Source organism: Aeromonas sp. 604443, from assembly GCF_049170315.1.
GTDB classification, from domain to species: Bacteria; Pseudomonadota; Gammaproteobacteria; order Enterobacterales; family Aeromonadaceae; genus Aeromonas; species Aeromonas veronii_A.
The window spans coordinates 15,341-41,001 of sequence record NZ_JAAKMI010000021.1 but is presented as its reverse complement, the minus strand read 5'-3'; the positions used below and the strand labels follow the sequence as shown (position 1 = coordinate 41,001).

General features: G+C 59.6%; 22 protein-coding genes. 7 read left to right on the top strand and 15 right to left on the bottom strand.

Translation table 11 applies throughout. The features are described 5' to 3' along the window. Window positions 1-7: 7 nt before the first annotated feature. Window positions 8-3,442, top strand: coding sequence for an ImpA family metalloprotease (locus tag G5380_RS19810; RefSeq protein WP_421353054.1), 3,435 nt, complete (start codon window positions 8-10; stop codon window positions 3,440-3,442). Window positions 3,443-3,619: 177 nt separating this feature from the next. Here G5380_RS19810 and nrfD read toward each other — a convergent pair whose 3' ends face one another. The 4 genes from nrfD to pdsA form a co-directional block, all read right to left on the bottom strand. Beyond that, entirely contained in the window at window positions 3,620-4,573 is a 954-nt protein-coding gene (gene nrfD / locus G5380_RS19805) for a cytochrome c nitrite reductase subunit NrfD (protein ID WP_421353053.1), read from the bottom strand. Between the two features lie 69 nt (window positions 4,574-4,642). Beyond that, window positions 4,643-5,311 (bottom strand): Nrf-like electron transfer protein NetC, encoded by a 669-nt coding sequence (gene netC, locus G5380_RS19800; protein WP_323912211.1) that lies wholly within the window; start codon window positions 5,309-5,311, stop codon window positions 4,643-4,645. Beyond that, complete coding sequence (gene nrfB, locus G5380_RS19795; protein WP_421171939.1) at window positions 5,308-5,928, bottom strand: cytochrome c nitrite reductase pentaheme subunit; 621 nt, start codon at window positions 5,926-5,928, stop codon at window positions 5,308-5,310. The genes netC and nrfB overlap by 4 nt, the downstream gene beginning before the upstream one ends. 153 nt (window positions 5,929-6,081) lie before the next feature. Continuing rightward, a complete protein-coding gene (pdsA, locus tag G5380_RS19790) occupies window positions 6,082-6,693 on the bottom strand; it encodes a periplasmic diheme shuttle PdsA (protein WP_216953317.1) in 612 nt (203 codons plus the stop codon). A gap of 246 nt (window positions 6,694-6,939) precedes the next feature. On the opposite strand from pdsA, the gene G5380_RS19785 reads away from it, so the two are divergent. The 3 genes from G5380_RS19785 to G5380_RS19775 are packed head-to-tail and all read left to right on the top strand — an operon-like array spanning window position 6,940 to window position 12,051. Next, complete coding sequence (locus G5380_RS19785; protein ID WP_421353052.1) at window positions 6,940-9,024, top strand: OmcA/MtrC family decaheme c-type cytochrome; 2,085 nt, start codon at window positions 6,940-6,942, stop codon at window positions 9,022-9,024. A 55-nt stretch (window positions 9,025-9,079) separates the two neighbouring features. Further along, a complete protein-coding gene (locus G5380_RS19780) occupies window positions 9,080-10,054 on the top strand; it encodes a DmsE family decaheme c-type cytochrome (protein ID WP_421353051.1) in 975 nt (324 codons plus the stop codon). Window positions 10,055-10,065: 11 nt separating this feature from the next. After that, the gene (locus G5380_RS19775) at window positions 10,066-12,051 is read left to right on the top strand and encodes an MtrB/PioB family decaheme-associated outer membrane protein (RefSeq protein ID WP_421353050.1); all 1,986 of its coding nucleotides are present in this window, start codon (window positions 10,066-10,068) and stop codon (window positions 12,049-12,051) included. A gap of 391 nt (window positions 12,052-12,442) precedes the next feature. Here the strand turns inward: G5380_RS19775 and G5380_RS19770 are convergent, their stop codons facing one another. From G5380_RS19770 to G5380_RS19735, 8 genes are all read right to left on the bottom strand, one after another. Beyond that, entirely contained in the window at window positions 12,443-13,198 is a 756-nt protein-coding gene (locus tag G5380_RS19770; protein ID WP_216953321.1) for a substrate-binding periplasmic protein, read from the bottom strand. Window positions 13,199-13,325: 127 nt separating this feature from the next. Continuing rightward, window positions 13,326-14,081, bottom strand: a complete 756-nt coding sequence (locus G5380_RS19765; RefSeq protein WP_421353049.1) for a substrate-binding periplasmic protein — start codon at window positions 14,079-14,081, stop codon at window positions 13,326-13,328. A gap of 120 nt (window positions 14,082-14,201) precedes the next feature. Beyond that, a complete protein-coding gene (locus tag G5380_RS19760) occupies window positions 14,202-14,948 on the bottom strand; it encodes a substrate-binding periplasmic protein (protein WP_216953323.1) in 747 nt (248 codons plus the stop codon). Between the two features lie 71 nt (window positions 14,949-15,019). Continuing rightward, the gene (locus G5380_RS19755) at window positions 15,020-15,538 is read right to left on the bottom strand and encodes a GDYXXLXY domain-containing protein (protein WP_227342433.1); all 519 of its coding nucleotides are present in this window, start codon (window positions 15,536-15,538) and stop codon (window positions 15,020-15,022) included. After that, a complete protein-coding gene (locus G5380_RS19750; protein WP_421208748.1) occupies window positions 15,535-16,539 on the bottom strand; it encodes a DUF4401 domain-containing protein in 1,005 nt (334 codons plus the stop codon). The genes G5380_RS19755 and G5380_RS19750 overlap by 4 nt, the downstream gene beginning before the upstream one ends. After that, window positions 16,532-17,470 carry a DUF2157 domain-containing protein gene (locus G5380_RS19745; protein ID WP_421171943.1) on the bottom strand — a complete coding sequence of 313 codons (939 nt, stop codon included), beginning with the start codon at window positions 17,468-17,470 and terminating at the stop codon, window positions 16,532-16,534. Before G5380_RS19745 ends, G5380_RS19750 begins: the two co-directional genes overlap by 8 nt. Before the next feature lie 156 nt (window positions 17,471-17,626). After that, entirely contained in the window at window positions 17,627-18,184 is a 558-nt protein-coding gene (locus G5380_RS19740; RefSeq protein WP_005337386.1) for a TMEM165/GDT1 family protein, read from the bottom strand. Between the two features lie 259 nt (window positions 18,185-18,443). Continuing rightward, window positions 18,444-18,773 (bottom strand): translation initiation factor, encoded by a 330-nt coding sequence (locus G5380_RS19735; protein WP_139428489.1) that lies wholly within the window; start codon window positions 18,771-18,773, stop codon window positions 18,444-18,446. Between the two features lie 119 nt (window positions 18,774-18,892). On the opposite strand from G5380_RS19735, the gene G5380_RS19730 reads away from it, so the two are divergent. The 3 genes from G5380_RS19730 to G5380_RS19720 all read left to right on the top strand — a co-directional run bounded on the left by G5380_RS19730 (window position 18,893) and on the right by G5380_RS19720 (window position 21,758). After that, a complete protein-coding gene (locus G5380_RS19730; protein ID WP_005337384.1) occupies window positions 18,893-19,120 on the top strand; it encodes a FeoA family protein in 228 nt (75 codons plus the stop codon). A 128-nt stretch (window positions 19,121-19,248) separates the two neighbouring features. Then, window positions 19,249-21,522 carry a Fe(2+) transporter permease subunit FeoB gene (feoB, locus tag G5380_RS19725; protein WP_421208749.1) on the top strand — a complete coding sequence of 758 codons (2,274 nt, stop codon included), beginning with the start codon at window positions 19,249-19,251 and terminating at the stop codon, window positions 21,520-21,522. Continuing rightward, entirely contained in the window at window positions 21,519-21,758 is a 240-nt protein-coding gene (locus G5380_RS19720) for a FeoC-like transcriptional regulator (protein WP_005350974.1), read from the top strand. Before feoB ends, G5380_RS19720 begins: the two co-directional genes overlap by 4 nt. Before the next feature lie 99 nt (window positions 21,759-21,857). Here G5380_RS19720 and G5380_RS19715 read toward each other — a convergent pair whose 3' ends face one another. The 3 genes from G5380_RS19715 to G5380_RS19705 all read right to left on the bottom strand — a co-directional run bounded on the left by G5380_RS19715 (window position 21,858) and on the right by G5380_RS19705 (window position 25,660). After that, a complete protein-coding gene (locus G5380_RS19715) occupies window positions 21,858-22,508 on the bottom strand; it encodes a DUF2913 family protein (RefSeq protein WP_202005516.1) in 651 nt (216 codons plus the stop codon). Between the two features lie 98 nt (window positions 22,509-22,606). Beyond that, a complete protein-coding gene (locus G5380_RS19710) occupies window positions 22,607-23,902 on the bottom strand; it encodes a DEAD/DEAH box helicase (protein ID WP_266135581.1) in 1,296 nt (431 codons plus the stop codon). A 342-nt stretch (window positions 23,903-24,244) separates the two neighbouring features. Next, entirely contained in the window at window positions 24,245-25,660 is a 1,416-nt protein-coding gene (locus tag G5380_RS19705; RefSeq protein WP_335819269.1) for an FAD-dependent oxidoreductase, read from the bottom strand. Window position 25,661 lies beyond the last annotated feature (1 nt).

Here is a 25,661-nt window from a genome sequence, read left to right as displayed (position 1 = left end):
TCAGACAATGAAAAAGACGGTTCTCACTCCCTTACTGGCGCTGTTGATCACAGGCTGTGGCGGCGGTGATGGCGAACAGGAAGAGACCCCTATCCGCCCCCCTGTCACCCCCAACTATTTCGAGGCATCCAGCCAGAGCAGCGCGGGCGGACAGTTGAACCCCACCAGCCTGCGGTTGGCGGCGGGAGAACAGGGGCGCTTCTCGGTACAGGCTGACAGCGGTTACCTCCTGACCGAGATAAGCGGATGTGATGGCACCCTGGACGGCCTCACCTATACCACTGGCCCCATGCGCAGCGATTGCCAGATCTCGGCCAGCTTCACGCAGGAGAGTGCCGCCGTCTATTTCAACGCCACCACCCAAGCTTCTCTGGGAGGCGCGGTCAGTCCCGACTACCTGCGCCTGAATGCGGGTGAACAGGGGCGTTTCACCGTGCAGCCCGAGAGTGGCTTCGTGTTGGCAAACATCACAGGGTGTGAAGGCACCCTGACGGGTAACACCTACACCACAGGCCCCATGCGTGGTGATTGCCAAATCTCGGCCAGCTTTATCAGCGATGCCGCCAATGCCATTACCCGGGAAGATCATACCCTTGCCAGCGAGCAATCCCTGATCGCCCATGCCCGCGCGGCGATTGCTGACAGTGAGACGCACCGCACCGAGCTGGTTCGCAGCCTCTATCAGGGGATGGCACAGATCAGCTGGAACCCGAGCCACGACTCCATCACCTTTTCCAGCTTCCAGCCTGAGAGCACGGTGACCCTGCTCCCCTCCAACATCAATGGCAAGGGGGAGAGCGAGATCCGGGGGCTGGTGATGGTCTCAGAGCAAGCCGATTACCGTCAGGCTGCCATGGGGGCGAACCTGTTTTCCGTTGACCGCACAGCGCAGAGCGAGGCGCTGCTCAAGGGGCTGATTGGCTGGCTGACCCGGGGCAAGGATAGCGATGGCCTGCGCATCATTACCACCCAGATGCCAAGCCGCGCCGATAGCGTCTATTTTCCCCACAACGAAGGCGTGCGGGACTGGCTCAAGGCGATCTATCCCGACAAGCACAGCATCAACCCGGCCAATGCCTGCGATTATCAGGCGCTGAGCAACTGTATCGACACCATGGCGCCGGAGCTTATCGTGATCAGCGATATCGACCGCCAGGGGCTGGGGTATCAGGGGATCGCACAGGGGATTGCCAAGGCCAAAGCGGCCGGGATCCCGCTGCTGCTCTCCAACTATCGGCGCGATGCCAGCCCGCTGCTAAGCCCCCTCTATCTCGATATGGGGCTGGTTACCTGGGGCAACTACTGGTCAAAACTCAGAGCCAGCGATCTGGCAGTGAACACCATCATGGCACCCGACGCCCAGCTGATGGCGGTCGATACCCTGCTTGGCAACCTTCTGGATCGCAACTTCACTACCCAGTGGCTCGATAGCTGCGGCGGCAACTTTATCAATTGCGGTGGCTCGGAGAGCTTCAACCAGCAGTTCAAGCTGGGTGCCGACTGGCTGAGAAATGGGGCCATCACCCTCGACAAGGCCGGGATCAGTCCCTTTGCCCGTGACGGCGTGACACTGTTGCCCGCCACCCTGCTGCTGGCCGACAAATACCGTGCCGCCATCGACTACCCGATTGCCTGGGATGAGCATCAATCCTGGCAGCAGGCGATGTTTGCCGACTGGCTGGTGAGCTATGCCCGCACCCGTACCCCGGCCCAGCCCGATCTGGGGGAGTACGTCACCGATCGCAACAAGGTGGTGAAGGGACAAGCGGCTCACTACGCCTATCCCGCAACGCTCACCGACAGTCGGCGCATTGCGGTTCCCTACAGCGGGCAGTGGACCACCACCGGCTGGTATGCCCTGCCGGGACAAACCATCACCCTGAGACGCACCGATAACGCCGATGTGTCCGCTACCGTCCGACTCAACTACCACAGGCCCAATACCAATCGCGCCTATGAGCAGAAGATCTATCGAGCCCCGCTGGAGCTGGCCACCGGGCGGCTGATCTTGGCCAAGGGGGGCAGTGTCACCTTCACCTCGCCCTATGGCGGCCCTATCTACCTCTATCTGGAAGGGGCGGCTGCATCGCTGGCCGTCCAGGTGAGCGCCACGGGCGTCACCCGTCATCCGGCCATCATGGATTTCAGTGATGAGCAGCAGATACGAGAGTTCAACGAGCGGCTGGAACAAACCGAGCTGCCCCATATCGATCTGCGGGCCGATGGCGCCGAACAGCATCTGCGCCGGGATCGCTTCACCAAGGCGGTTGGTGGCGTCATCCCCGACACCAATGCCCTGCTCGACAGCATCGCCCGGGATCACATCAATGGTGTCTACACCCTGGCGGGCCTGAAAATTCAGAGCAAGGGGCTCGATGAGTCGCTGCCTGCGGATGTTAAAAACGCCTGCGTGGCACTGTTGGGGGAGGGGTGTCTCGATGAATCGCTCCATACCCGCACCATCATCCAGCATGCCAACTATGACCAGAATGCCCATTGCGGCAGCGGTTGCAGCGGCAACCCGTGGGACTCTTCCGGCAGCATCAGCCCGACCGGCTGGCTCGACAATCACGAGCTGGGCCACAACCTGCAGACCAACCGGTTGAACGTGCAGTACGCTGCGGCAGGCGATGCCGACAACTGGAGTGGCTACGGGAGCCGGGCGGGGGAAAACTCCAACAACATCTTCCCTTATGTGGTGAAGTGGCGCGCCCATTATCTGAGGGATGGCAACACGGCGCCCATCAAGGATGGGCACATGAATCACAAGGATCTCTTCTATGTGTTCATGTCTGATGCGGCGCAGGTAAGGGACAGGAGTGGCAACCGCCTCGTGCTCGGGGCCAACTGCAAGGTGCTCGATACCGGCGAGAGTCGCTACGAAGCCCCCTGGAAGAGCAATGCCTACGCCGTCCACAACGGCTATCGCATGGCGTTTTATATCCAGATGGCATTGCGCGCCCACGGTATGATCCTGACTGATGGCACCCGGCTGAACGATGGCTTCACTCTCTTCACCCTGCTCTATCAGCATTCACGGATCTTCGGCGCGGCAGCCGACAGTGAAGTGCAGTGGAATGCCAGCAAGGATAGGCTCGGCTTTAGCCTGTTCCCCTACTCGGGGCATGCGGTCTATGGCGGCAAACGGGTGCGCGACATACCGGGCAATGACTTTATGCTGGTTGCACTCAGTCGGCTCACCGGTTGGGACTGGCGCAATCATTTCGATCTGCTCGGCCTGCGTTACTCAAGCCTCGCGGTCGCTCAGGTGCAGGCCAACCAGCGTTATGGCAGCCTGCCGATGGGGATGTATGTGCTGGAGGATGACCTGCCCCCAGCCAACATGAGCGAAGGCGTCACATTCCTGCCGCTCTCTGAAAGCGACGGATCCACCCTCTGGCCCCGCAACAGTGGCTCGCCAAGCGCCTGCCCAACACCCTGAATCCGGTCATCACGATAACCACAACAAGCGCCCGGCTGGGCGCTTGTTGTTTATCCGGCCTTTGGCCCCATGGTGGATGCCGAGAAGGTTGGGGAGTCTGCGTGGAGAAGAACGAGCCGAAAATGTGTAAGCCTGTATAAGGACTAAACACATCTCTGGCCCATCCACGCAGCAATGTTACAGCACCGTCATCTGACCGGCATAGAGGATGAAGTAGCGCAGCAGCAAGATCCCCACCAGGCTCAGGCTGCAGACCAGCACCAGGTGGGAGTGCTGGTGCTGGCGAGCTGGCGAGCTGAACAGCCCCAACAGTTGGGGAAGCAGGATGCCTATGCCAATCACGCCAAACCAGAAGACCTGCGACCAGAAGCCGCCGCCTATGGCCGCCCACATCGCTGCCTCCCGCTGGCCGCCACCGAAGTAGAGGCCGGTGAAGAAGCAGACCAGCAAGAAGATCTCGATAGCCACCATGGGACGCTCGAAGCGGTGCACAAAGCTCACCCCCTTGCTATGGCTGCTCTCCTTGAACAGAGTCACCGCCAGCAAGATGGTGGAGGCTACCCCCGAGCTGATACCGGATACCAGAAACAGCGCCGGCAGGATCGGGTTGTTGAGCATGGGGTAGGTCTTGAGCGCCGAGAGCAGGAAGCCGGTATAGGCCCCCAGCAGTACGGCCAGCAACAACAACAGGGGAGTAAGCAGTCGCTCAAGCTGTGCCACCTTGCCTATCAGGGTATCGATGAAGGCGAACCTGTCCGCCAGCAGGTGTCGCCGCAACCCCTCGAGCTCGGCTCTGAAGACCACCGCCAGCCAGGCAAACAACACCGTCATATAGACCTGAAACAGCATGACCCCCATCGACATCACGGAATCGAACTGATAGTGGAACATCAGCTTCCAGAAGGTCCAGGGACGAGCCAGGTGGAAGATGAGGATCAGCAGCCCCAGTATCACGCTGAGCGGGGCCAGAATGGCGGTCGCCCTGATGATGCCGTTCTCGCTGCCGGCCCCGCGCTGGCGCAACAGCACCGAGAGGGTGACTGAACCGGCGGAGATCCCCAGCAGAAAGAGGTAGATGGCGATGGGACCATCCCAGACCAGTGAGTCGAAGTGAAATGCGTTATGCCACATGGTACACACCTCCCGTTTCGCTACTCACCATCTGCAGAGGGATACCGCCATGATGCGGGTTATGTGGACTCATGATTTTATCTCCCCTTTTGGTACCCGATACATCTTGGGCGAGGTGCCGAGGAACTGTTTGTAGCGATAGGTGGTTTCATGCACCAGCCGTCTGGCGATCGGGCTGTGAGGATCATCCAGATTGCCGAACACCAGCGCCTTGGTAGGGCAGGCTTCGACACAGGCGGGTTGCTTGCCGTTGGCCAGATTGGTTTTGCGGCAAAAGTCGCACTTGTCGGCAATGCGGGTGACCGGGTTGATAAAGCGTACCTGATAAGGGCAGGCCGCCAGACAGTAGCGGCAGCCGACACAGAGATCGGGGTTAATGTCGACGATGCCATCCTCGGCCCGGATATGGGATGCACCCGTCGGGCAGACATGCACACAGGGGGCGTTATCACAGTGCTGGCAGGACTTGCGGAAAAACCGGTACTCCTGATCCGGATATTCACCCACAGGGCCGGAGCGCAGGATCTGCAGGCGGGCTACCCCTTGTGGCACCTGATTGACTTCCCGGCAGGCATCCATGCAGGCGGTACAACCGATGCAGGCTGTCTCATCGTGGATCATGCCGTAGCGCACCCCCCCGATGGTCATGCTGTTGGCCAGGGCGCGGGGCGACCCCGTCATCAGGATCAAGGCGCTGGCACTCATCCCCACCATAAACTCGCGACGGGTCGTGCTCATGCGCCCTCCTTGGCCGCGGCTTGCTGCCTGGCCTCATGCTGCTTGCTGTGGCAGTCGACGCACAGCTTGATGCGGGCCTTCTCGGGGATGCCGACCATGGGCTCTTTGGCCGGGTGCAACTGATGGCAGCTGGTGCAGGTCACGCGAGTCGCATGCACGTCGTGAGCCCACAGCGCCTTGCGCAGATCATCGGGCTCATGGCAGCTCATGCAGACGCCGTTTTGCTGGCTGAGCGGGAAGGCATCGTCGCCAAAGCGCATCACGTCGACAATGCCGCCACGCTGTTTGCGGTGCTGGGCTGACGGGTTGCCGTGACAGTTGGTACAGGTCACCGCTTCATTGGTATTGGGGTTGGTGACGCTGGCATGCTTGCCATGCATCCCCTCGTTTCCATCGTGGCACTTGTCACACTTGGCGAAACGGGCGGCCGCTGTTTTCTCGGCTGCGGCTTTCTTCGCGGCTTTGGCCTGGCGTGCGGCCAGTGCATCGGCGGCACTGCTATCGGCCACAGTGCTGACGGCTGCAGACGCTGGTTCGACGGCGGTCGCTGCGAGGGCAAACTCGCTTGCACCCAGACAGATCGTGGCAAGCAAGGCCCACTGCATTATTTTTTTCATACTGGACTCCGGATCAAAGAGGTTCAGCGGCGTTATCCACCCCCTGACAAGAAAAAGAGCGACAAATACCTCCCAAAATGCCAGAAACGGGCAAGAGTCCCCCACCCACGACAGAGTGGGGGCTTGATCAATGGATAAACCTGACCGCTTTGGTTATTGCTGGCTGGCGTAGTACTCGGCCAACGCCTGGAGATCGGCATCACTCATGGCAATGATGGCGTTATTCATCTTCTCGTCATTGCTGCGCTTGCCGGCCTTGAACTCTTGCAGGGCCATCAGTATGTAACCTTTTGGCTGACCGGAGAGGATGGAGGCTTCATCGTCGGCAACGGAGCCACCTTCGGAGTGACACTTCTTGCAACCAGACTCTTCATGCAGTTTTTGTCCTGCTTTGGCCAGTGCGGCATCGAACGGCTGCTTCATCGGCTGGTAGGGCAGTTCGGCATAGTAAGCTGCCAATTCGTCGATCTGATCGTCGCTAAGACCCTTAACAATGTCGGTCATGTTTCCCTGTTTGCTGGTGTCACCGGTGACATGATTAACGGTCTTAGCAGGGCGGCCATCTAGGTAGCTTCGCATCTGCTCCGCAAGATTAGATTCTGCTATTCCGGCGATTGTCGGAATATCTGTATGTGAGCTGATCCCCTGATTACCGTGACATGCGTTACATGTTTTGGCCATCTCGTCGACCCCGGCAAAGGCTGGCCCAATTGAACCAATCAACAGAGATAACCCCACCACTTCCCATTTCATGCTTCGCTTCATTTTGCACTCCTCTTGACATAAAAATCGAAAAAGACAGCTTATACCGTTTTTTTATTCGAAAAAGTGGGCTTAGTCCCGCTTTTGAGACTTCTGTCAACGTCGAGAGCCACATAAACCTTATAATTCGGGTGGAAATGGTTTTTGACCAAGGTGGGGCTCAAAAGGCTTCAATGTTGCATGTTTTTGGGACTTTTCTGAGACAGCTCATACATGAAATAAAAAATCCGATAAAAAAGGATAAACAAGATGAAATACTGGAAAGCGCTGGTGGCAGCAGCAATGGTGCTCACCCTCTCGGCCTGTGGTGGCGGGGGGGATGGCAGTGACAAGAGTGAGCCACCCACCCCTCCTCCAGGAACCCCTGGATCTCTGATTATCTCGGCGTCGACACCGGTTCTCACCCCGGATGGTCAGCTCTCGGTACAGTTCAACGTGACGGACAAACAGGGCTCGGGTTACGACCTAGGCGCTACGATCCCCTCATTCACCCTCAACAAGGTGATCCCCGGCCGCGATGCCACACGTGAAGACCCGGCCATCTGGAAGAGTTTTATCTACCGTTCCGGCAAAGCCACCAGTGAAAACAGCGGCAAGCTGGAGTCACTGGGCAATGGGCAATATCGCTACACCTTTGCTATTAACCCCACCACCGTGTCGGATCCCTATCCTGCTGATTCACAGAGCAACAATGGCGTGATTAGTTGGGATGAAACTGCGACTCATCGTGTGGGTATCTTTTTTGGTGGCAGTAACAATGTCCCCGTCACCAACTATGTGCTGGACTGGGTGCCGGCTGGGACGCGCGCCGCTTTGACCCGGGATATCGTGGATCAGAGCAGTTGTAACAGTTGTCACATGAAGCAAGCGATCAAACACGCGGATCGCGCTGACCCCAAACTCTGTGTCACCTGTCACAACGAGAGCAATCCGGCCATTGCTACCCGCCGCTCTCTGACGACCATAGTGCACAAGTACCATGGCAATCTGGATAGTACGGATACCAAGACGGTCAGCCACTTCCCGCAAGACTCGCGCAACTGCGATACCTGTCACAAGGACGCCACGCCAGCCACCCTCAATGCCGGTAACTGGCAACATGCCCAGGAAAAAGCGTGTGGTGCCTGTCATGCCGATTCAACCAGCTCCACAGGTTTTGATGCTCACATCACTGGCAAGATAAACAGTGGCGCAGTCTGCACCCAGTGCCATGGCGCTGATCCGGCCAGCAGCAAGTCCCCCTACATGGTCCACCTGGGTTACATGGCCAACGAGGCGATTGGACGCGACAAGCTGCAGTTCACGTTCGATGACGTTCGCTATGCCGCTCCCAATATCGAGATCGAACTGACCGTCACCGTCGACGGTACGCCGGCCGAGAGCGTTAATGACGTGCTGAAATATGTCAAAGATGGCAATCCGGCCATTCTGGTCAATTGGGATCAGGGCCAGGGATTCGAGCTGGCCACCACCAACCCGCAGACTTTCGCCACTGGCAACAAGATCGAGTTCAGCAAGTGTGTCAGCCAGGGCACAGGTCGCTTCCTGTGCAGCAAAGAGACAGGCAACGAGGTCAACGGCACCCTGGCCGCGACCATCGCCGATCTGAGAGTCTGTGTGGCGCGTAAAGCCGATCGCAACGGGGCGTTTGCCGCAGGGGATCTGCTGCCTTGCAGCGGCACTGCCAGCGCACTCTCCCTGATCGCCATCAATCCGGTCAACGCCTACTTCCGTGCCGAAGGGGGCATCGACAGCAGCTATCTGCTCAAGGCCGGTGCGGATCTCGCTTCCTGCAACAGTTGTCACAAGGATCTGGCAGTCCACATGAGCAATCATGCGGCCAAGGATATGAGCCAGTGCACCAGTTGCCACAACGCGACCCGTACCTCGTTCTATGCGGGGGTGCCGGGGGACCTGAAATATCACGTCCACTCCTTCCACGCGCTGGGCGCCAAACATGGGGGAAGTGCTACCTTCCCGGGCGATATCGGCAACTGCGAGTCCTGTCATACCCAGGGGCAATACAACCTGCCCAACCAGCAGAACGCGCGCCCCTCTCTGGTCGCTACCACGGCTGACAACAAACAGCCCAAATACTTCAGCCCGGTGCTGGTGGTCTGCTCCAGCTGTCACCTCAAATCACCGCTGGGGTTGGTCAAGCCGGATAGCCCGGTGGCAGGGGATGAGTGGGCTACCCACATGAAGAATAACGGCGCCGTCTTTGGTGCAGAGACGATCGAAGCCGCAACCGGTGTTGAACAGTGTGCCTCTTGCCATGCCGTCGGGCAGGAGCAGGGGGTCGACAAGGTTCACAAGGTCTACGACTTCCGTTGATGAAATCCTGCGGTCAGGGGGTAACCCCAGGCCCTTCGCCGTTGAAGGAAACAAGATGAAAAAGACCATCTCGCAGTGGTTATTGGCTGGCATACTGGCCCTGAGCTGCCTGTCAGCCTGGGCCGGGAGCGATGCCGCGCAACCCGCTGGCGATGCAGATCCGCGCCTCCAGGTGGAATTGGCTCTGGACAAGAAATTTGATCAGGGGAAATACTCCCCGAAGGGAGCAGATACCTGCCTCAAGTGCCACGATTCAGATTCACGCAAACCCGCGACCGGCATATTCCACAGTGTGCACGGCAATCTGGGCAACCAGAATGGCCCCATGGCCGACCGGCAGTGTGAAGCTTGTCATGGTCCGGCAGGTAACCACACGCGCAATCCTCGCAAAGGAGAGAAATGGGAGCCGATGATCACCTTTGGTCCCGATTCACCTGTGCCGGTCGAGAAGCAGAACAGCGTCTGTCTCTCCTGTCACACCGATACCAACCGGATGGGCTGGCATGCCAGTGTTCATGCGGTGGAGGATCTCTCCTGTACCAGCTGCCACACATTGCACCAGGCCAAGGATCCGGTGATGGACAGCAAGAAACAGGTCGAGACCTGTACCAGCTGCCATGCCGCAGAGAAATCGGATCTGCACAAGCGCACCAGTCATCCCATCCTGAATGGCGAAATGCCCTGCTCCAGTTGCCACAACCCGCACCAGTCACAAAATGAGGCCAGTCTGAAACAGCCGACCGTCAACGAGAGCTGCTACGAGTGCCATGCCGAGAAGCGGGGCCCCTTCCTGTGGGAGCACGAGCCGGTGACCGAGGATTGCTCCCTGTGTCACAGCCCCCACGGCTCCATCAATCAGGCGCTGCTCAACAAGCGCGTTCCCCAGCTGTGTCAGGAGTGTCACAGCGCCCCCCATGCCAACGTGTCCATCCCAGAGGGGGATCTCAAGGTACGTGGCGGCAGTTGCCTGAATTGTCATAACCAGATCCACGGGACCAACCATCCGAATGGGCAGTCCCTGCGACGTTGAGGAGAGATGTCATGAAACAATCAACACTTTGGCTCTCCTTGCTGACCATCTTCTCGGCCCATGCCGCCGAGGAGTCGCTGGCTGTCGAGGATTACTCTCTGCAATCGGCCAAGGAGGCCAAAACCGCACGCTGGCGCTGTGCATCCTGTGAAAGCGAGAGTGGCTGGTTTGGTGAGGTGGGGCTGGGCACAGGCTACATCAACGATGATGGCGCGACCCGTTTTCGCAACTGGGTGCCCGCCGTCAACGATACCGGCATGCTGGGGATCTTTAACGCTGACCTGCAGTATCGGGGAGAGGGATCCCGTTATGGCGCACTCGAGGCCAGGAATCTTGGAATGCGCCGTTTCAGCATGTCACTGGAGCAAGGGTTCTATGATGGCGCGCGCGCCAAAATTGGCTACTCCGAAACCCCCTTTTACTGGAACAGCCATGGCAAGAGTGTCTATCGCTCTGACGATGCGCCTATGGCGGCTGGTGCGCTGGCCGAATTTGACAAGGAGGTGGTCCGCAAGAAGCTGACCATGGGGCTTGCCTATACCCCCAAGAGCCCATGGCGCCCTTATGCCGATTTCTCTTATGAGAAAAAAGAGGCAACGCTGGCCACTTATCAGTCCAGCATCCCGGGGATAGGCAGCATGCCGGGCTTTGTACCCAAGCTGGTCGATGGCAGCAGTACCACCCTGGTCAAGAGTGGCATCAGCTACCTGGGTGAAGGCTGGCTGGTTGATCTGGCCTACAACGGCTCACTCTATCGCAACGAGGAGACCGCATTCTATTTCGGTTCGGCCAGCGACCCCTATGCCAATGAGCGGGCTTACGAACCCGACAACAGCTTCCATCAGGTCAGTTTATCCGGCCAGTACAACTGGAACCGGCAGAGTCTGAGCGGTCGCATTCTCAGCAGTCGAGCAACATCGGATGGCAATCTAGCCGCCTTCCGGCAGGTGCCGATCACCCAGAGCGATTTCCATGGCGAGATCGATACCATCCAGACCAATGCCAAATGGGTGGGGCGTTTTGGCCGGGATTTGACTCTGCGTGCCGGGGGCGAATACCGGGATCGGCAGGACAACTCGGACAAGCAGGTTGTTATTGGCAAACAACGGCAGCCGGGGGATCGTTCTCACAGTAAAGCCAATCTGGAAGCGGATTACCGCCTTAGTCGATCGGTCAAGGTAACCGGGGGTTACCAGTATCGTGCCGATGAACGGGAGTACGCGGATCGTCGCAAGACGGATGAGCAGACATTGTTCCTCAAGAGTCGCTATCGCCCGGTGGGTGATCTGCAACTGGGGGGGAAACTCTCCTGGAGCACCCGGGATGGCTCTGAGTGGAAGAATAACAATACCAATGTCAGCCCGACCTTGCGTCAGTTCTATCTGGCCAATCGTGACAGGTTCGAGCTGCGTGGCGATCTGCAGTATGCCTTCAGCGAGCAGTTAAGCTCCTCGCTGGAAGGGTGGTGGGCACGGGCAAACTATCCGGAGCCTGACATCGGACTCAGTGAAGGGGAGGACTATGGTATCGATCTGACCCTTAACCAGCAGTTTGATGAGAATCTCAGTGGCCATCTATTCAGCAATGTACAGTGGATCACCTCAAGCCAGAACCATGCTTACACCGGTGCCCCGGACTGGGATCCCTATTCGACCCGGGTTCGTGACCAAATCACTACTCTGGGAGTGGGTCTAAGCCAGAAGAAGGCGTTTGATTTGGCGCTGGAACTGGGGGTGGATTACAGCTTCTCCTATGGCCGTGGCCAGACAGATGCCAGCAAGGGTTATGACTACCCCGACCTGACCAGCAAGCAACACCGTCTGGAAGGCTATGCCCTCTATCAGCTCGACGAGAAGCAGTCACTGCGCTGGGATATGCGCTACGAGTTCTACCACGATGTGGACTACCTCTACACCGGTGAGGAGTACAGCATGGGTCATGTTAACCAGAACTATAACGGTTACTTCACCGCTATCTCCTGGCTCTACAAGTTCTAACGCCGCAAGTGCCACAAGGGGAGCCTGGCTCCCCTTTTTCATGCCCAGCACAGACACCCGAATGCGGATAGCAATTGATGCCTGGATGCCGCGAGGCATGTTGCTATCTAATTGATTTTCTATATTTCAGATCTTCCCAGCAGCTGGGTTGCATGGCGGCACTGCGACGTTAGGCCGCTGATCTTGTGTGGCGCCGAACGGGCCGATCGGGTGATGGTGGGCGACAAGTGGCGGGTGTGAATGGCGCCGTCGTGGGGCTCGATATCGAACAGCTTATCGCCCTTCACAAGGTGGCTGCTGCTGTGCTGGTACGTGGCCAGGTGAGAGCAAATGGTAAAAAGCGAAGGGGCCCGCAGCGGGCCCCTTGTTGTTGGCGCTTTTCGCTGCGCCGCTATTTGGCGGCGGGGGCAGGGAAGTATTTGCTGTGCAGCAGCGGGTATTCACTACTCGCCAGCACCTGGGTCAAGCCGGTCTGGAACTCTTTGACCAGTTCGTCGCTTACCGGATGGCTGAAGGCGAAGCAGAACTGCTCCGAGCTAAGTACCCACTGCTCCTTGAAGCGGGCGGGGTCGAGTTTTTGCTCCACGATCAGCTGTTCCATGGTGGTTTTGTTGGTGGAGACCAGATCGATCCGACCTGAGGTGAGCATCTTCAGCGCTTGTGCCAGCCGATTGGCTGCCATCAGCTTGGTCTCGTCAAAGCCGTTGTTGAGTAGCAACTGTTCTCCCACATCAGCCCGTACCGCCCCGATATTGAATGCTTTGGCATCATCGAGCTTGGTGATGGTGATATTGCGCTCGGCCAACCCTACCAGCACGATTTCGGCGTAACCGATGGGACAGGCCCATTTGAACAGAGGATCCCGCGCCTGGGTGCGGGCGGTGGAGAAGAGTACCGCATTGGGCTTTTGGGTGAGCAGGTAGTAACCGCGCGCCCAAGGCATGATGGTGATGGGCTGCGCCGGGGTATTGGTCTTTTTCCATACCAGTTGCAGCAGTTCGACCGCGAGGCCGGTGGGGGCGCCACTGGCATCGGCGTAGTTGTAGGGTTTGTACTCTTCGGTAATGTAGTGAAGCTTTGCCAGCTCGGGGCTGGCGTTGGCAAAGGAGGTAACAAGCAGTGTGGCCAACCCGATCCATGGTTTCATTTCTCTATCCTGCTCAAGGGAATACCTATGCTCAATTGTGACCAAGCCGGATGATTTCGCCAAGGCGGGTTTGCAGTTTGGCAAAAAGTGCAGGAGGCCGCCGGCATGTTGTGCTGTGTTGCGAGGGTCAGAGAGACTGGCGCAGTGGCAGGTATTTGGCTTGCAGTTGCGAAAATTGAGGGGAGGCCCGGGCACGATCCAGAGCTTGTTGAAAGCGGCTTATATCCCTGTCTGGCACCTGACGGCTAAAGGCATAGCAGAGTGGCTTGCTGTCGAGCACAAAGGCCACATTGAAGTCATTCAGATCCATGTTGAGGTCCTTGAGGGTTTGATAGCCGACCAGCTTGTTGGTAGCAAAGAGATGGGTACGGCCCGAGGCGAGCATTTTGGCCGCCTGGCTGAGACGGTTTGCCTCGACAAGGTTGCTTTCATCCAGACCCCGCTCCTGCAACAGCTGACTCGATACGGTCGAGCGCACCACCGCAATCTTGTATTGTTTCATTTGTTCGGCAGAGACAAGGGTCAGCTTGTCAGCTGCGCGGCCAAGCAGCACAAAGTCCGAGTTGTCGATGGGGCAGGCCCACTTGAAAAGCGCTTCCCGTTCGGGTGTCCGTGCGGTGGCAAACAGCACCACATTGTGCTTGCTGCTTAGTTCTTTGTAGCCGCGGGCCCACGGCAGAATGCGTATTGGTTGGGGGGAAAGGTCACTATATTGCCAGATCATCTGCAGCAGTTCGACGGCAAGGCCGGTGGGCTGACCCTCTGCGTCACTGAAGTTAAAAGGCGGGGAGATTTCGGTGCAGTATTCGAGCTTGTCCAGATCTGCACGGGCAAAGCTGGCCCACAGAAGGAGTAGGATGTGGGAGAGATGCCATTTCTGCATGGAAGAGATCCTTCACTATATCGACACTGCCAAACAGTGTGACGGCTCGAGTTCGCAATAGCCAGCTCCTTGAGGGCAACCATAGTGCGACTGAGGGACCATCCCAGCCGCAGCCGAGAGTCAGCGCACCGGCAGGTATTTGGCCTGCAATTTGCGAAACTCCTCCGAGGCGAGGGCGCGGGTCAGGCCCTGCTGAAAGAGAGTGATCTCGCTGTCGGGCACCTGACGGCTAAAGGCGTAGCAGAGCTGCTCGGCGCTCAACACCATGGCGACGTTGAAGTCGTCGCTGCTCAGCTTCAGTTCGCGGATGGCGTCATATCCCGCCAGCTTGCTGGTGGCGAGCAGGTCGGCGCGGCCGGAGAGCAGCATCTTCAACCCCTGCGACAGGCGGTTGGCCGGGATGATGTTGTTATCATCCATGCCGTTGTTGAGCAGCAGCTGTTCGGCTGCATCCGAGCGCACCGCGCTGATCTTGTATTGGCTCATCTGATCGAAGGCGGTCAGGGTGATGTTCCGCGCTTTGCGGCCCAGCAGTATGTATTCCGAGTAGCCGATGGGGCAGACCCACTTGAAGAGATCCTCCCGCGCCTGGGTGCGGGCGGTGGAGAAGAGCACCACGTTGGGCTTCTGGGTTAGCAAGTAATAACCTCGCGCCCAGGGCAGGATGCGCACCGGCTGGGGCGTCACGCCGCTGTGTTGCCAGATCATCTGCAGCAGATCGACCGCAAGCCCGGTGGGCTGGCCTTGCGGATCGCTGTAGTTGTAGGGGGGGTACTCTTCGGTGAGGTACTCGAGCTTGCCCAGATCAGCCCGGGCCGTCGAGGCCCAGCAGAGCAGCAACAGATGACAGATCAGCCATATCCTCATTGGGAACATCCTTAGCGATCAACCTTCCCTTGAGTGTGACCATGAACAGAGTAAATAGCCACTCACGGCCGTTACCAGCGGGCGCGGGTCTGCCCGATGGGCTGGTAGGCCTCATCCCGCAGCCCCACCAGCAGGGTCTTGCCATCGGCTTGCAGCCGGAACTCGCCGTAGCGGGCCGTTTCGTACTGCTCCCCCGTGCCCTCTTCAAAGAAGTAGGCATCGGGGCCGATCTGCCACTGCCGCTCGCTCTGGTGTACCTGCAATAGCCGCTCATCGCTGGCGAGCCGATCCGGTTTGCCATCGACCACCAGAGTGGCTACCTGATGGGCATCGAGGCGGATCACTAGGGTGTCGCTGCCCTTGTCTTGAGTCGCACGGGCGTCGCGGCTGGTCAGCTCGCGGGCAATTTCATAGTTGAGCCGCATGTAATCCCCCTGCATCAGAGAGCGGGGATCGACCGGAGCGAGCCGCAGCAGCACCACTTCGCCGCTGCTCATGGCGTGCTCATAGCGCCAGACGGTGGCATTGATGCCTGCCAGGATGGCGAGGCCGCTCAGCAACAGGGCGAGTTGTCGGGTGACGGGTTTCATGAGTCGCTCCTTGCCGCAAAGGTGGTGAGCAGCTGGCGGGCACCCAGCAGCAGGATGCCGGAGCCCAGCAACAGCCAGGATTTGGTCATCAGGGTGAGCCCCAGGTCGTAGTAATAGAGCGAGCCATAGCCGAGCAGCAGCAGGGCCGAGAGGGTCATCAGCCCCAGACTGCCGGCATAAAACCCGAGGATCAGCACCAGTGCGCCTGCCCCCATGCCGGGGATGATGGCGCTGATCAGCACCAGCGGCAGGCCAAACAGCAGGGGGAGCTTGAGCTTCACCATCACCGCCAGCAGCAGGGCGGCGCAGATCAGGGGATTGAGCCAGAGCGGCAGGCGGGACAGCCCCAGTTCGTCCAGCACGCTGCTGCCGCCATCCCACAGCGGGTGGTGCAGGCGGCCCAGCACCAGCAGGGAGAGGGCGAGCCCCAGCGTGATGGAGTGGTAGAGTTGGTGACGGGCGGGATCCCTATCTGCCCGCAGCCAGCAGAAGGTGATGGCCGCCATCACCAGCGGCAGCGCCAGCAGTTGCAGCCCGATGCAAGCGAGGCCAAGGGTGAGCAGCAGGGCCGCCGCCACGCTGTGAAACAGCCGCACCAGCCAGTGATCGAACAGCACGGCGATGGCAAGGGACAGCAGGCACAACCCAAACCAGAGCAGGGCATGATGGAGATCAAGCTGATCGAGCAGGCCATAGAGCAGCCAGGCATCGGCCGCCAGGGTGAGGGCCAGCACGAACTGATCCCAGAGATCGCCGCTTTGGCTGCGATTGAGGGCGTAGGCCCCCGCCAGCAGCACGGCCCCGAGCAGCAGGGCGCTGTTGGCCTCGCGGGTCAGCTGTTCGAAGGTGAGAAACAGGAAAAAGAGCAGGAACAGGGCGGCAATCCACCCCACCAGCCCCAGCATAAAGCGGCTCGACCAGTGGGGCTGGGTATCACTGGGCTGATCCCCTTCCACCAGATTGGCCTGTTGCAGTGCTTGCCAAAGGGTCAGATCACTCATGAGACCTCCGTTGTTGTTGCAGCCAGCGGGCGGCGGTGACAGAAAGGCCGATGGCAATCAGGCTCAGCAGCAAGAAGCCGTTGATGTCGGGCTCCATCCACTTGCCCAGCGCCGCGAGGATGACGGCAATCAGGCTGAGGCACCCCATGGCGAGTCCGGCGATAAATCTGTGGTGCCACAGGGCATAGGCCGCAGCGAGCCAGCCAAGCCAGAGCGGCCACACCAGCGGGGAGGCGACATCAAACAGCGCCAGCAGGGTGAGCAGGGTGGCCCCCAGACCGGCAGCAAGGCCCGCCAGCCAGCTTGGCATCAGGCGCCAGCGGTTTGGCGCCAGCAGAAGCAGAGCCCAGAGGACAGCGTTGAGAAGGGTAAGGCACCAGCCCAATCCCTCTTCATCGAAGGTAAAGAAGAACGTGAACAAACCGAGCCGCCAGTAGAGCACCAGCGCCAGCTGGCCGAGCAGCCAGCTTAAGGTCCAGAGCAGGGGACTTTGGCCAAACGCCGCCAGCGGCACCAGCATCAGCGCCCAGGTGGCGAACAGTTGCCAGGGATCGGCGCCGGTCTGGTAGGTCTGACCCACCAGCGCCAGCAGGGCACCGATATTGAGGGCGATGGCGAGCAGCAGCGCCTGACGGGGGGTATCCCCAAGGGGTTTGCGCCACAGCAGAAGCAGCATGGCGAGCAGCGGCGCCTCCAGCAGGGCGAGGCGGGAGACCCGGCCCAACTCCTGCCAGTTGAAGGCAACGAAGAAGATGAGGCCAGCCCCGATGCAGAGGGCGCCGAGCCAGAGCAGCAGCCGGTCAAACAGCCACTGCCAGCGCGCCGGATGGGGGGGAAGATCGGCGAGGGTCAGGGCGTCCGCCAGCTTCTCTGGCGCCAGCCGTCCCTGTTTGACCCATTCGAGAAGCGTCTCTCTTGATACGTTGTGCATGGGGGGACTCCACGAGGTTTGCCCCATTATGGCATGAGGTCCCCGCAACCGTGCACTGCCCCTTGGCTGTAGGGCAGGTGGTTGCGACAGCGGGTTACGCACTAGGCAAACAAAAAAGCCCTCCGAGGTGGAGGGCTTGGTCAGCGGAAAAGGCGATCAGGCAAAGATCAGGGTGCTCACCCCGAGGCCGACGAAGAGGATGGCGCAGGCGATGCGGATCCCCTTGAGCGGCAGCTTGTCTGCCCCCAGCTTGCCGATCAGCACCACCGGCACGTTGGCCAGCATCATGCCGAGGGTGGTGCCGGTAATGACCTGTACCAGCGAATCATATTTGGCGGCCAGCAGCACGGTGGCGATCTGGGTCTTGTCGCCAATCTCGGCGATGAAGAAGAGCACGAAGGTGGCCATAAAGGGGCCGTATTTATCCAGCGAGCTCTCCTCGTCATCCATCTTGTCCGGCACCAAAATCCAGATAGCCATGGCGATAAAGGCGATGGCGACCAGCCAGGTCATTATCTTGGGATCGAGCCAGCGGCTGATGAACTCACCAATCCAGGCGGCGCCCGCATGGTTGAGCAAGGTAGCCGCCAGCATGCCGGCGATGATGGGCCAGGGCTTGCGAAAACGGCAGATGAGCAGCAACGCCAACAGCTGGGTTTTATCGCCGATCTCGGCAATAGCGACGCTGAGGGTTGAGGTTAACAAGGCTTCCATAAAAATGACCGGGGGACGGAATTGTTATAAACCAAAGACAAGCCTGCGCCATCCGTCCCCGGTATTGGCACTGGCCCGTCAAAGGTCTTGTCAAATCCATGGCTGGCATGGATCACCCTGACCATGGTGATTTGGCACCAAGTATGTTGATCAGGGTCGCAAACCGGTATTCATGCAATGGATGGCACCGGCGTGCGAGACTACTCCCCCTCGATGGGAGCGGGCATTCTAGGGAAAAACCGCATGAGTGACAAGGGGATCAGCCACCCACCAGCTTGACGCTGAAACCGGCTTTCTCCAGCTCGGTTTTGATCAGGTCCCGTTTATCCCCCTGGATCTCGATCACTCCCTCCTTGATACCGCCTCCGGTGCCGCACTTTTTCTTGAGCAGGGTGGCCAGGGATTTTTGCTGATCGGCGGGTACGCCATGAATGGTGATCACCCCGGCGCCCTTGCGCCCTTTGGTCTCGCGGCGAATGCGCACGGTGCCGTCAGTGGGGAAGGGGGAGGCGGATTGGGGAGCGCTCTGCTCCTTGATCATGCCGCCATCTGTGCTGTAAACGAGGCGGCTGTTGTTGTCGTGATTCATGGCATTACTTTATGGGTTAGCTAAGCGGAGTTTGATTTTACTCAAATAAAAGTTGAAGACACAGCTTATAATGCCCCAAGTAAAAGAGAATTATTATTGTTTAACTTCAGGAGTCAGTCATGGTACTCACGCAGTTGTCACCGGGACAGAGTGCTCGCATCAAGAATATGAATCAGCTCGCCCGGCCGCTGCGCCGCAAACTGATGGTGATGGGCCTGTTGCCCCAGACTGAAGTCATCTATCTGCGCTCCGCCCCCCTGGGGGACCCGCTCCAGATCCAGTGCCAGGGGATCTGTCTCTCCATGCAAAAGAGTCTGGCCCAGCAAATAGAAGTCGAGCCGGTATAACCCCCTGTTCGGCTACCGCTTCGGTCAAGAAAGTCACCGGGAGCGGTTCAGAGACAAGAAGTCGAACCTGCAAAGCAGCTTGCCACTCGCACGCGGCGGGTTCAGAAGAAAATAGAGGTAGAGCTGGTATGAATTATTCCCTGGTAACGGTAGGTAACCCCAATAGCGGCAAGACCTCCCTGTTCAACGCCCTGACCGGCGCCCGCCAGCAGGTAGGCAACTGGAGTGGCGTCACCGTCGACAAGAAGATGGGTGAGTTCAGCGCGGGTGAGCATCACTTCAAGCTGATGGATCTGCCCGGCATCTATAGCCTGGCGGGTCAGGATGGCAGTCTGGACGAGCAGATCGCCAGCCGCTTTGCCCAGGGCCAACAACCCGACCTGCTGCTCAACGTCATCGACGCCGCCAATCTGGAGCGCTCCCTCTACCTCACGCTGCAACTGCGCGAACTGGGCCTGCCCATGGTGGTGGTGCTCAACAAGCTGGATATCCTGCAAAAGCGCCGCATCGTCATCGACGATAGCAAACTCGGCAAATCCCTCGGTTGCCCTGTAGTGGCCCTCTCTGCCCACAACAGCAAGCAGGTTGCCGCCTTCAAGCAGCAGATCCGGCAGTTTATCGGTCAGCCGCAAGCAGCCTTGCAACTCGATTACGGCCAAGAGTTTGAAACCGATCTGGCGGAGCTGGAGACCCTGCTCGCCCCGCATCACCTCACTACCCGTGGCCGCGCCCTGCGCCTGCTGGAAGAGGATGCGGTGATGCAGGAGACTCTGCTGCCCGGTCAGCAGGCGGCCGCCGCCAATGTGGTAGCTCGCGCTCATCAAGGGCAGGATATCGACCTGCAACTGGCGGATATTCGCTACGGCCATATCCACCAGTGGGTACAACAGGCTCGCCAGCAGAAGGGCAAGCTCACCGAGGCCCAGAGTGAGTGGCTGGATCGGGTGCTGCTCAATCGCTGGATTGGCATCCCCTTCTTCCTGTTTGTCATGTACCTGATGTTCATGTTCGCCATCAAGGTGGGCAGCGCCTTTATCGACTTCTTCGACATCATGGGCGGCGCCCTGTTTGTCGATGGGGTGCACCACCTGCTGGGGCTGATCAATGCCCCCGAATGGTTGGGCGCCATTCTGGCTGACGGCTTCGGGGTTGGTTTGCAGACCGTGGCCACCTTTATTCCGGTGATTGGTTGCCTCTATCTGTTCCTCGCGGTACTGGAGAGCTCCGGCTATCTGGCCCGCGCCGCCTTCGTGGTGGATGCCCTGATGCGCCGCCTCGGCCTGCCGGGCAAGGCGTTCGTGCCGATGCTGATGGGCTTTGGCTGTACCGTCCCCTCGGTGATGGCGACCCGTACCCTCAACTCCGAGCGGGAGCGGCTGATGACCTCCGCCATGGCCCCCTTCATGTCGTGCGGTGCCCGTCTGCCGGTTTACGCCCTGTTTGCGGTGGCTTTCTTCCCCGAGTCAGGCCAGAACCTGGTGTTCGGTCTCTACCTCATCGGTATTCTGGTGGCGGTGCTCACTGGCCTGCTGCTGCGCAATACCCTGCTGCCGGGCAAGAGCGACTCCATGCTGATGGAGATGCCGGATTACGAGTGGCCGCGTCCTGTCAACGTTGCCATCAAGACCTGGCAGAAGCTCAAATCCTTCGTCTTTGGCGCCGGTAAAACCATCGTGCTGGTGGTTGCCGTGCTGAGCGTGCTTAACTCCCTGGGTACCGATGGCAGCTTTGGCCATCAGGAGCAGGAGAGCTCGGTCCTGAGCAAGATAAGCCAAGCGGTGACCCCGGTGCTGCACCCCATAGGTGTACGCGATGACAACTGGCAGGCCACGGTCGGTATCGTCACCGGTATCTTCGCCAAAGAGGCGGTGGTCGGGACCCTCAACAGCCTCTACGCCGGTGGTGGCGCAGATGAAGAGGAGGCGAGCGAGTTCTCGCTGGTGGCCAGCTTCCACGAGGCGATCGATGCCGTGGCAGCCAATCTGGCGGAGATCAACCCGAGCGACCCTATGGGGCTTGATGTTGGCAACCTCGACGACCAGAAAGCTGCCGCCGAGGCGCAGGAGGTCGATGTCTCCACCTACGGCAACATGCAGACCCACTTCGACGGGGCGGCCGGTGCCTTTGCCTACCTCTTGTTCGTGCTGCTCTACATGCCTTGCGCCGCCGCCATGGGTGCCCTGGTGCGGGAAACCGGTCGCCAGTGGGCCCTCTTTACCGCGGCCTGGTGCAACTATATGGCCTTTATGTGCGCGACCCTCTTCTATCAGGTGGCCACCTTCGCCGCTCATCCGGAACAGAGCCTGTTCTGGATCGTCAGCTATGGCCTCTCTCTGGTACTGCTCTGGTGGGCCGGTCGCCGTCACGGTGACATCGTCGCCCGCAAGGTGGTGACCTTATGATCCTGCGCGAGCTGGGGGATTACCTCGCCGCGCAGCAGAAGGTGAGCCGGCGTGATCTGGCTCGCCACTTCCACACCTCGGAAGATGCGGTGGAGGCCATGCTCGGCGTCTGGATGCGCAAGGGGCGGGTCATCAAGCGCGAGAGTCGGGTCTGTGGTGGCAGTTGCTGCGGCAAGAGCGAGGAGGTGATGTTCGAGTGGTGTGACGCGGGCCAGATTGGCATCAAGATCCGCTAAACGACTACCAGACCTCATCACCAAACATCGAACAATAAAAAACGGCAGGCCCTGCTTTAAATGAGGGTCTGCCGTTTTTATTGCTGAAAACAGGCGAGATCAGGCGCTCTGGCGAGCCTCGCTCAGCAGTGCCAGCGCCGGTTGGGCGTTGTCCGGCATCAGCCGGTAGGCCTTGTGGTGTTTGACCAGGGTGGCTTTCTTGTTGCCCTGGCTCAGCAGCAGGCCGTGCTTGAAGGCCGCCTCGGCCAGCACCTTCTCGTCACCGCGCACATAGAGGGTGAGGGGTTTGACAAGCTCACCGTCCTCGATATGGCCTTCATATTCGCTATGGCTTACCACCAGACTCGCCTGACCGCCCGATTGCAGGCGCAGCTTGGCGTCCACCTCGCTCTCGGTCAGCACCAGCCAGCCTGCCGCTGAGAGCTCCTCCAGCAGGGCAGCCAGCTTGGCCCCCAGTTGTTGCGGGTTGGTCATGGCGCACTGGTATTGGAAGGCGATGCGCGCAAGCAATCCCTTGAGATCGGCACCCGCGCCCAGGGTGCGGCCAAGCTGCACCCAAGCTTTCAAATCTTCCATCACCAGACGGGAGAAGCGCTTCTCCTTGAGGGAGTCGGCCATCCAGGTGCAGAGAAAGTGGCTCTCTTGGGCTGGAGTGCGCTTGCCCGCCTTTTGTTCGGCGGTGCGGGCCAGTTCGGCCAGGCTCTGGGTGGCCATCTCGAGCAGGGCCTGATTGTAGGTCGGAGAGGTCATAAGCAATCCTTCAGTTGACCACCAGGGGTCAACACCGATGACAGAGATGGCAAAGGCGCCAGTGGCGCCTTTGCGGTTCAATAGAGCAACTGCCCGCCTTATTTCGGCTGACGGGGCTTCTTGGCGGCGGCCAGACGCTTGAGGCGCTGACCCTGCAGCTTGGCTTCGGCCATCACCTGGGCTACGGCGTTATCTTCACGCTGCGGCCGCTTGCCGAAGCGGCGACGCTCCTGCAAATGCTTGATCAACTCGTCACGGCTGCTCACCTCATAGCCCGGCACCATGATGCGGCGGATCTTCTGGCCGATCAGGGCCTCGATCTCCAGCAGGGTACGCTCCTCTTCACGGCTGACGAAGGAGATGGCCATGCCGCGCTTGCCGGCACGACCGGTACGGCCGATACGGTGCACGTAATCTTCCGCCAGGAACGGCAGATCATAGTTGACCACATATTCCAGGCTCGGAATGTCCAGACCACGGGCGGCCACTTCGGTGGCCACCAGTACCCGTACCTTGCCTTCCATGAATTCGCGCAGGGCGCGGCGACGGTTGCCCTGGGCCTTCTCGCCATGGACCACGGCGGACTTGATGCCGTCGAGGTTCAGCTCCTCGACCAGCACATCACAGCTTTCGCGGGTACTGGCGAACACCAGCACCTGCTGCCAGTTCTGTTTGCCAATCAGCTCTGAGAGCAGCTCGCGCTTGCGCTTCTGCTCGACCGGATAGACGGTGTGGCTGACGGTGTCGGCGGTGGAGTTCTGCTTGTTGACGCTGACGATCTGCGGGCGATCCAGCATCAGGTTGGCCAGCTTCTTCACCGCGTCGGAGAAGGTGGCGGAGAAGAGCAGGTTCTGACGGGTCTTGTTGACCGCTTGCAGGATCTTTTGCACATCGGCACTGAAGCCCATGTCGAGGATGCGATCCGCTTCATCCATCACCAGACACTCGACGCCGGAGAGGCTGAGGTTGCAGGCGGTGAGGTGCTCCAGCAGACGGCCCGGGGTGGCCACAATGATGTGTGCGCCCGCTTTGAGCTTCTTGGCCTGCACGTCCTGCTTGCCACCACCGACGATGGTGATGGTGGTGATATCGAGATACTTGGCGAAGTCATTGATGTTGCTCGCCACCTGAGCCGCCAGCTCGCGGGTCGGGGTCAGGATCAGCACACGGGCGTTGGAAGGCTGGACCGGAGCCGGATTGTCTACCAGACGTTGCAAGATGGGCAGGGCGAAGGCGGCGGTCTTGCCGGTACCGGTCTGGGCGCTGGCCAGCACATCGCGGCCACGGCGAATGGCCGGGATCGCCTGTTGCTGCACAGGGGTCATCTCCTGATAACCGCAATCTGAGACAGCACGCAAAATCTCGGGGGCAAAATCGAACGATTCAAATCTCATAATGGGTTCCTGTGTTCCAGCTGGGCTGTGTTTGGCTTGGTTAGCTCGGCATGAGCGAGACGGAGGTTGTAACCACCGACGGCTGCGCCTGACATCAAGTCAGAGAGTGAGCCGGAAAATGGCGGGCGCGAAGTGTAACAGATAGACGTCACAAATTCTGCCTCAAATGGTTGGAGTTTTTCCCGTGGCAGTTGCCCAGTGTAGGAGCCATCGCAAGGCACTGCATCTAGTTATCTTCACGGCTGCCAGGAGCGTATGAGCGGTTGGTGAGCGCGCATAGAAAATCAGCCCCGCATTGGCGGGGCTGACTGTTAGGGAACATCACGGCTGTGGCCGGTCAGATCAGACCGCCAGATAGTCCATGATCCCTTCGGCCGCTTTGCGCCCTTCGTAGATGGCGGTCACCACCAGATCGGAGCCACGCACCGCGTCGCCACCGGCGAACACCTTGGGGTTGCTGGTCTGGAAGGCATATTCCGCCTGCTCGCGCGCCTTGATGCGATCCCGGTTGTCGAGCTCGATGCCGAACTCCGCCATCCAGGGTTGGGGGTTGGGTTGGAAGCCAAATGCCATCACCACCGCATCGGCAGCCAGCACCTGCTCGGAGCCTTCGATGACCACCGGATTGCGGCGGCCATTGGCATCGGGTTCACCCAGCTCGGTGCTCACCACCTTGATGCCGACGGTGCGACCGTTGGCATCCAGCTCGACCGCTACCGGTTGCAGGTTGAACATGAACTCAACCCCCTCCTCGCGGGCGTTTTTCACCTCCCGCTTGGAGCCCGGCATGTTCTCCTCGTCGCGGCGATAGGCGCAGACCACCTTGTCAGCCCCCTGACGGATGGCGGTTCGCACGCAGTCCATGGCGGTATCGCCACCGCCCAGCACCACCACCTGCTTGCCAGCGAAGTCGATATAGTCGGCTTGCGCCTTCTCGAACCCCAGCAAGCGGTTGGCGTTGGCGATGAGGTAGGGCAGAGCGTCATAGACTCCCGGCGCCTCTTCGTTGGCAAAACCGCCCTTCATGTACTTGTAGGTGCCGACCCCGAGGAAGACCGCATCGAACTCGCCGAGCAGATCGGCGAAGGTGATGTCCTTGCCCACTTCGGTCTCGAGTCGAAACTCCACGCCCATCCCCTGGAAGATCTCGCGGCGACGCTGCATCACCTCTTTTTCCAGCTTGAAGGAGGGGATACCGAAAGTGAGCAGGCCGCCGATCTCCGGATATTTGTCAAACACCACCGGGGTGACGCCATTGCGTGCCAGCACATCGGCACAGGCAAGGCCAGCAGGGCCGGCGCCGATGACGGCGACCCGCTTGCCGGTCTTGACCACGTTCGAGAGATCGGGCTTCCAGCCCATCTCGAACGCCTTGTCGGTGATGTACTTTTCGATATTGCCGATGGTCACCGCACCGAAGCGATCGTTGAGGGTACAGGAGCCCTCGCAGAGGCGATCCTGCGGGCAGACCCGACCGCACACTTCCGGCAGGCTGTTGGTCTGGTGGGAGAGCTCCACCGCCTCAAGAATGCGCCCCTCTTTGGCCAGTTTCAGCCAGTTGGGGATGTAGTTGTGGACCGGACACTTCCACTCGCAATAGGGGTTGCCGCACTCGAGGCAGCGATCCGCCTGCATCTGTACCTGCGGCTGATTGAAGGACTCGTAGATCTCCACAAACTGGATTTTGCGGATCTTGAGCGGCTTCTTGGGCGGGTCGACCCGCTGGACATCGATAAACTGAAATACGTTCTGGCTCATA

Bases quoted from the DNA above. Each gene is read 5' to 3' on its own strand.
- G5380_RS19770 (WP_216953321.1), bottom strand. From the start codon at position 13,198: ATGAAACCATGGATCGGGTTGGCCACACTGCTTGTTACCTCCTTTGCC.
- G5380_RS19750 (WP_421208748.1), bottom strand. From the start codon at position 16,539: ATGAGTGATCTGACCCTTTGGCAAGCACTGCAACAGGCCAATCTGGTG.
- G5380_RS19715 (WP_202005516.1), bottom strand. From the start codon at position 22,508: ATGACCTCTCCGACCTACAATCAGGCCCTGCTCGAGATGGCCACCCAG.
- G5380_RS19810 (WP_421353054.1), top strand. From the start codon at position 8: ATGAAAAAGACGGTTCTCACTCCCTTACTGGCGCTGTTGATCACAGGC.
- G5380_RS19740 (WP_005337386.1), bottom strand. From the start codon at position 18,184: ATGGAAGCCTTGTTAACCTCAACCCTCAGCGTCGCTATTGCCGAGATC.
- G5380_RS19760 (WP_216953323.1), bottom strand. From the start codon at position 14,948: ATGAGGATATGGCTGATCTGTCATCTGTTGCTGCTCTGCTGGGCCTCG.
- pdsA (WP_216953317.1), bottom strand. From the start codon at position 6,693: ATGAAGCGAAGCATGAAATGGGAAGTGGTGGGGTTATCTCTGTTGATT.
- G5380_RS19755 (WP_227342433.1), bottom strand. From the start codon at position 15,538: ATGAAACCCGTCACCCGACAACTCGCCCTGTTGCTGAGCGGCCTCGCC.
- G5380_RS19785 (WP_421353052.1), top strand. From the start codon at position 6,940: ATGAAATACTGGAAAGCGCTGGTGGCAGCAGCAATGGTGCTCACCCTC.
- G5380_RS19705 (WP_335819269.1), bottom strand. From the start codon at position 25,660: ATGAGCCAGAACGTATTTCAGTTTATCGATGTCCAGCGGGTCGACCCG.
- G5380_RS19765 (WP_421353049.1), bottom strand. From the start codon at position 14,081: ATGCAGAAATGGCATCTCTCCCACATCCTACTCCTTCTGTGGGCCAGC.
- nrfD (WP_421353053.1), bottom strand. From the start codon at position 4,573: ATGTGGCATAACGCATTTCACTTCGACTCACTGGTCTGGGATGGTCCC.
- G5380_RS19780 (WP_421353051.1), top strand. From the start codon at position 9,080: ATGAAAAAGACCATCTCGCAGTGGTTATTGGCTGGCATACTGGCCCTG.
- feoB (WP_421208749.1), top strand. From the start codon at position 19,249: ATGAATTATTCCCTGGTAACGGTAGGTAACCCCAATAGCGGCAAGACC.
- nrfB (WP_421171939.1), bottom strand. From the start codon at position 5,928: ATGAAAAAAATAATGCAGTGGGCCTTGCTTGCCACGATCTGTCTGGGT.
- G5380_RS19730 (WP_005337384.1), top strand. From the start codon at position 18,893: ATGGTACTCACGCAGTTGTCACCGGGACAGAGTGCTCGCATCAAGAAT.
- G5380_RS19735 (WP_139428489.1), bottom strand. From the start codon at position 18,773: ATGAATCACGACAACAACAGCCGCCTCGTTTACAGCACAGATGGCGGC.
- netC (WP_323912211.1), bottom strand. From the start codon at position 5,311: ATGAGCACGACCCGTCGCGAGTTTATGGTGGGGATGAGTGCCAGCGCC.
- G5380_RS19710 (WP_266135581.1), bottom strand. From the start codon at position 23,902: ATGAGATTTGAATCGTTCGATTTTGCCCCCGAGATTTTGCGTGCTGTC.
- G5380_RS19775 (WP_421353050.1), top strand. From the start codon at position 10,066: ATGAAACAATCAACACTTTGGCTCTCCTTGCTGACCATCTTCTCGGCC.
- G5380_RS19720 (WP_005350974.1), top strand. From the start codon at position 21,519: ATGATCCTGCGCGAGCTGGGGGATTACCTCGCCGCGCAGCAGAAGGTG.
- G5380_RS19745 (WP_421171943.1), bottom strand. From the start codon at position 17,470: ATGCACAACGTATCAAGAGAGACGCTTCTCGAATGGGTCAAACAGGGA.